The organism is Vibrio sp. RM-69-4, from assembly GCF_024743775.1.
Taxonomy (GTDB): domain Bacteria; phylum Pseudomonadota; class Gammaproteobacteria; order Enterobacterales; family Vibrionaceae; genus Vibrio; species Vibrio anguillarum.
Map to the genome: position 1 here is coordinate 1 of NZ_JAMQXI010000038.1, position 6,317 is coordinate 6,317.

Below are 6,317 nucleotides of genomic sequence, written 5' to 3' on the forward strand. Positions count from 1 at the left end.
CGCCGAACTCAAAAAACACACCGTAAACACTGAACTTCAATTTTGCACTAAAGTCGCCAAGCGTTGGCAATCCCTCTTGAGCCGTTTGTTAGTACTAAAATTCCTCGCGTGTATCACGCTCTTCATATTCTGGGAAATCAATTTCGATGAAGCCGTCATCATTAAGGATAAACAATACGCTTTCATGTTCGATATCAGCTTCATTCATGTCAGAGCAGCCACGATAGACTTCCCAATCGTATGAATAATCGAGTTGATATTGATCACAGCCCACAAAAGAAATGTTTTCGACTTCTATACCATTAACATTGTGAGCCATATGATCTATATGAGATAGATCCGGGATAAGTTTCTGTTCAAAGTCACTTTTGTTTTCAGATAGAAATCTAGCTAACTCTTCGCACAAGTGAGCGCCGTTAACTAAGGGTTGAGATGAACTAGAAAAAAACATTTCAAATACTCCGAAACCTAATTTAATTTTGATACTAACGCCCGGCTAAGGGGTTGGCAACGCACCGCCGAACTCAAAAAACACACTGTAAACACTAAACTTCAATTTTGCACTAAAACCGCCACGCGTTGGCAATCCCTCTTGAGCCGTTTGTTAGGCCAACCGATTGACAACGATACTTTCAAAACCAAAGAACGAGCTTTTTTGTAAACTTAAAACAAACTAACCGATTCATTTATAAACCAAAATGCCAAATCAGCAAAGAAACAAAAAACTCAAATTGAGCGATTTGGAAGAAAAGTGACGAGCGTAGCATGCTCGGCGGACGTTTGGATGCTGAAGGTTATTTTGCCGATGAATTCACAGCGATAAACAACCCAACGCGATCAAGAAACAACAAATATGTGATGACGATTTATTGCTTAAGTCCAGCCATGAGAACATAGAATTCACAGTTCAATTCAAACCCGATTTAGTTGATAAAAACTCACTTTGCCTAACGCCCGGCTAAGGGGTTGACAACGCATAGCCGAACTCAAAAAACACACTGTAAACACTGAATTTCAATTTTGCACCAAAGTCGCCAAGCGTTGGCAATCCCTCTTGAGCCGTTTGTTAGGCCAACCAATTGACACCGACACTTTCACAACCAAAGAACGAGCTTTTTTGTAAACTTGAAACAAACTAACCAATTCATTTATAAACCAAAATGCTGAATCAGCAAAGAAACAAAAAAAACTCAAATTGAGCGATTTGGAAGAAAAGTGACGAGCGTAGCATGCTCGGCGGACGTTTGGATGCTGAAGGTTATTTTGCCGCTAAACTCACAGCGCTAAACAACCCAACGCGATCAAGAAACAACAAATATGTGATGATTATTTATTGCTTAAATTAAGCCACAAAACATGGAATTTACCGTTCAATTCAAACTCGATTTAGCTGATAAAAACTCACCTTGCCTAACGCCCGGCTAAGGGGTTGACAACGCACCACCGAACTCAAAAAACACACTGTAAACACTGAATTTCAATTTTGCACTAAAGCCGCCACGCGTTGGCAATCCCTCTTGAGCCGTTTGTTATGATTCACCTTGCTACCTTAGTAGCGCCACGCTACAATTATTAAAACTTTAAATGAAGGAGCACATTATGTCTACCGCTAGCATACGCCTTGATCAAGACCTCGTAGATAAAGCCGCTATCATGGCCAAAGCATTGAATCGCACTACACCAAAACAAATTGAACACTGGGCTAAAATTGGGGAAATGATGGAAGATAACCCAGATTTACCTTATGAATTTGTTCGACAAGCCATTATAGCTAAAGCTGAAAAAGAAGCCGGAAAACTTGAGGCATACAACTTTGGCTAATATTACACAGGTTCTTCAAACGCCATCATTCAAGAAAACCGTTAAAAAACTCCACCAAAATCAGAAAGTGGATCTGGACAATGCGGTCAAAGCACTTATCGAAGATCCGCTTTTAGGCGAGCAGAAAAAAGGAGATTTGTCCTTTCTCCGTGTTTATAAATTCAAAATGGTTAAGCAACTCACTCTTCTTGGCTATAGCTATCAAGATGGGACGGTAACTCTTGAACTCATCGCCCTAGGCGCGCATGAAAATTTTTACCCAGATATCAAGATGTTTTACTGAATCCGGGTGAATCATAACGCCGCATTAAGGTGTGAGCAACGCCACCACGAAACCCAACCATGCCACCGTAAACACAAAACCCAACGATGGAATGAAAAATGCCAAGCGTTGGGAATCACTCTTAAATGCTTTGTTAGCATTATTTTTTCTTAGGCTTATCTTTTGAACTAGTAACTATGTGGCGGGTGTCATTTTTTATTGGCTGTGGAGGCTTTGGCATTGGTGGTTTTTTGGGTTGAGTCATAAATGCTCCTTAAAAGTAAAAATTTAGTGAGAACACAACAAACGAAACACAAGTTAGTGCTGCAGATACAATAGCCATTATCGAGGCTATCCGTAACTTAACTCCTCGCCCATGGTTTGTTGTACTACCTTGATTACATGCAATATCAACTTTGGAAAGAATATTGCTCAGTTCCGTTTCATATACAAACGAGTTCCCATCCTCCCAGTTTTTATAAGCACTTTCTGTGTAGTCCGCCCAACTATTTGTATATAGCTTCGAGTAATTCCCAATGGACGGGATAGCTAATGCAGCAAACGTAAAAGCGATAGCTCCAGCAACAACAGCCGCAATTGCAAAAAACCAACAAGCTGCTAGCGCACTAACTTTCGCGTTTTCACCAGACAATGAAGAATGAAACCAATCTATTAAAGCAAAGTCGAAACCTATAAGTACAACGAGAAGCCAGAGAATTGTTCGGCTAACCACAACTTGATGACGATTTATATCAACTAACTGAACGTAATACTCTTTCTCGGCTAAAGTAAGGACTTTCTCGAGAGTCTTTGCATAACCGTCTGAATCATATTGAACTTCATCTTCCAATCGTATTATCTCCAAATAATGCTAACGACCGGTTAAGGGGCTGACAACGCAAAACACTGGACTTAAAATAACAACCGTAATCACACATGCTGATTTGAACAAAAACCGCCACGCGTTGGCAGTCCCTCTTGAACCGTTTGTTATGCAAATTCAATGAGATAAACAGAATTTACACGACCAAAAGCCACAATTGCAATGGTTGAGTGATTCAAGAATCAACCCAAGCAAGAACTGTGATAAATAAGCCGCCAAAACAAAGTCCACCTTTCAGCAACAAACCAAGCTTTTGAGTCAGACAAATTCAACAAGCAGCGCATTCAGCAAATGAAAAATGTTCGATTAACTTGCCCTTTCCACACTTTGCGCCCGCTAAATTGACAACAAACCAGCACCAAAACTGATTGAGGCAAACAAAGAACTTTATCTGTTTTACGGTTTGAGTTAACCACGAATTTGAGCATAAAAATGCTCATTTGCCGACAGCACAAAATGAATGGCCAGAGAAATCCCGAAAGATTGAACCCCTAAATTTACCTGAGTTGCATAACGCCCGGCTAAGGGGTTGACAACGCACCGCCGAACTTAAAAAAACACACTGTAAACACTGAGCTTCAATTTTGTACTAAAGTCGCCAAGCGTTGGCAATCCCTCTTGAGCCGTTTGTTATGCAAATTCAATGAGATAAACCGACTTTATACGACCAAAAGCCACAATTGCAATGATTGAGTGATTCAAGAATCAACCCAAGCAAGAAACTGTGATAAATGAGCCGCCAAAACAAAGTCCACCTTTCAACAACCAACCAAGCTTTCTAATCAGACAAACTCAATAAGCAAGACTTTCAGCAAGCACAAAATGCTCGATAAACTTGCCCTTTCCACACTTTGCGCACGCTGAATTGACAACAAATCAGCACCAAAACTCATTGAGGCAAACAAAGAACATTGCCTGTTTTACGGCTTGAGTGAACCACGAATTTTAGGGCAAAAATGCTCATTTGCCGATAACACAAAACGAATGCCAGAGAAGCCCCAAAAGATTGAACTCCTAAATTTACCTGAGTTGCATAACGCCGCGTTAAGGGGCAGCCAACGCTACTACCAACTTACCGCATAACACGTAACCACAAAAACCAACGCATAATAAAAATGCCACGCGTTGGCTGTCCCTCTTGAACGCTTTGTTATGTTTTTAGTGATACACGACCTTAAAGTGCTCTAAAACCAATAACATATCCTCACTTGGCTCTATACCTAAAGTGTCACATTCACGTGAGAAAAATTTCCAATGAGCATTACGCCACCATTCTAGCGATTTGTCGCCCTCACCCTCACTTGCTGCAAATTCTTCCGTCACTTCGTTGAATCGACAACTTGAGACCGATGTGATCTCAATGATACAAATTGGTTCACCATACCAGTTTGTGACCACTTGAAGGTGGCCAACTATAGGTAATACTTCACTTTCGTGGCTATACCAGTATTCCATGCTGCATGATGCACGCTTCTCGCCACGTAGAATTAAATCAGCACATAGATTTGCGTTATATTCATCTGCACAAAAGTAATCCGAACTAAATGATGTATATTTTTCAGACACTTCACTAGGTAAAGTTCGAAGGTACTGCTGTAAAAATAACTGACTCTTTTCTTCCATGATTCTCTGAACCTGATTAAAAACATAACGCCCGCTTAAGGGGCAGACAACGCTACTACCAAGCTTCCGCATAACATCGTAACCACAAAAACCAACGCATAGTGAAAATGCCACGCGTTGGCTGTCCCTCTTGAAGCGTTTGTTATGTGGCTTTGCCTCGTAAGCCAATTAAGTTACCAAATGGGTCTTCTACTTGACACATTGAAAGCCCATTTTCTATTTCCATTGGGCCTCTGTATAGTTTTGCGCCAAGAGCCTCAAAGCATGCTAATGACTTGGATAAATCGTTTACCGACCAATAAAGAACAGTACCATTTTTACCAGAGCCCACCTTTTCATCAGCTTGCACTATTTCAATAGAAAAGCCATTAAGGTCTAACACTGTAAAATCAAAATCTGAGTGATAAATAGGCTTCGCGTCAGAAAAGGCTTTTTGATACCAACTTAACCCCTGTTCTATATTAGGGACATGAATAAGAACTGCTGCTGGGGTCATATTTTCTCTCCTGCCACATAACGCCCGGCTAAGGGGTTGACAACGCACCGCCGAACTCAAAAAACATACTGTAAACGCTGAACTTCAATTTTGCACCAAAGCCGCCACGCGTTGGCAATCCCTCTTGAGCCGTTTGTTATGCAAATTCAATAAGATAAACTGACTTTACTCGATCAAAAGCCACCATTGCAATGGTTGAGTAATTCAAGAACCACCCCAAGCAAGAACTGTGATAAATGAGCCGCCAAAACAAAGTCCACCTTTCAGCAACAAACCAAGCTTTTGTGTCAGGAAAACTCAACGAGCGAAAACTTCAGCAAGTACAAAATGCTCGATAACCTTGTCCTTTCCACACTTTGCGCCCGCTGAATTGGCAGCAAGCCAACGCTAAAAATGATTGAGGCAAACCAAGAATCTTGTCTGTTTTACGGCTTGAGTAAACCTCGAATTTTAGGGTAAGAATGCTCATTTGCCGACAACACAAAACGAATCGCCGGAGAAATCCCAAAAGATTGAACCCTTAAATTTACCTGAGTTGCATAACGCCCGGCTAAGGGGTTGACAACGCACCGCCGGACTCAAAAAACCACTGTAAACACTGAACTTCAATTTTGCACTAAAGTCGCCACGCGTTGGCAATCCCTCTTGAGCCGTTTGTTATGCAAATTCAATGAGATAAACAGAATTTATACAACCAAAAGCCACGATTGCAATAGTTGAGAGATTCCAGAACCAACCCAAGCCAGAGCCGTGATAAATGAGCCGCCAAAACAAAGCCCACCTTTCAACAACAAACCAAGATTTTGAATTAGACAAACTCACCGAGCAAGACTTTCAGCAAGTACGAAATGATCGAATAACTTGCCCTTTCCACACTTTGCGCGCGCTAAATTCACAACACGCCAACGCTAAAACTCATTGAGGCAAACCAAGAATCTTGTCTGTTTTACGGTTTGAGTTAACCAAGAATCAGAGGGTAAAAAGCTCATTTGCCGACAACACAAAACGAATGGCCAGAGAAATCCCAAAAGATTGAACCCCTAAATTTACCTGAGTTGCATAACGCCCGGCTAAGGGGTTGACAACGCATAGCCGAACTCAAAAAACACACTTAAACACTGAACTTCAATTTTGCACCAAAGTCGCCATGCGTTGACAATCCCTCTTGAGCCGTTTGTTATGCAAATTCAATGAGATAAACTGACTTTACACGACCAAAAGCCACAATTGCA

6 protein-coding genes are annotated in these 6,317 nt (G+C 41.2%); 2 read left to right on the forward strand and 4 right to left on the reverse strand.

Annotated features, from left to right (window positions below; all coding sequences use genetic code 11):
• Positions 1-94 precede the first annotated feature (94 nt).
• Positions 95-451 (reverse strand): hypothetical protein, encoded by a 357-nt coding sequence (locus tag NB504_RS06345; RefSeq protein ID WP_064626900.1) that lies wholly within the window; start codon positions 449-451, stop codon positions 95-97.
• Positions 452-1,599: 1,148 nt separating this feature from the next.
• On the opposite strand from NB504_RS06345, the gene NB504_RS06350 reads away from it, so the two are divergent.
• Positions 1,600-1,821, forward strand: coding sequence for a TA system antitoxin ParD family protein (locus NB504_RS06350; protein ID WP_017044326.1), 222 nt, complete (start codon positions 1,600-1,602; stop codon positions 1,819-1,821).
• Positions 1,814-2,104, forward strand: a complete 291-nt coding sequence (locus tag NB504_RS06355) for a type II toxin-antitoxin system RelE/ParE family toxin (RefSeq protein ID WP_258428508.1) — start codon at positions 1,814-1,816, stop codon at positions 2,102-2,104. Before NB504_RS06350 ends, NB504_RS06355 begins: the two co-directional genes overlap by 8 nt.
• 253 nt (positions 2,105-2,357) lie before the next feature.
• Here NB504_RS06355 and NB504_RS06360 read toward each other — a convergent pair whose 3' ends face one another.
• From NB504_RS06360 to NB504_RS06380, 3 genes are all read right to left on the reverse strand, one after another.
• Positions 2,358-2,933 carry a hypothetical protein gene (locus NB504_RS06360; protein WP_258428509.1) on the reverse strand — a complete coding sequence of 192 codons (576 nt, stop codon included), beginning with the start codon at positions 2,931-2,933 and terminating at the stop codon, positions 2,358-2,360.
• 1,191 nt (positions 2,934-4,124) lie between these two features.
• Complete coding sequence (locus tag NB504_RS06370) at positions 4,125-4,589, reverse strand: ASCH domain-containing protein (protein ID WP_115340146.1); 465 nt, start codon at positions 4,587-4,589, stop codon at positions 4,125-4,127.
• Between the two features lie 142 nt (positions 4,590-4,731).
• A complete protein-coding gene (locus NB504_RS06380; RefSeq protein ID WP_258428510.1) occupies positions 4,732-5,085 on the reverse strand; it encodes a glyoxalase/bleomycin resistance/dioxygenase family protein in 354 nt (117 codons plus the stop codon).
• Positions 5,086-6,317 lie beyond the last annotated feature (1,232 nt).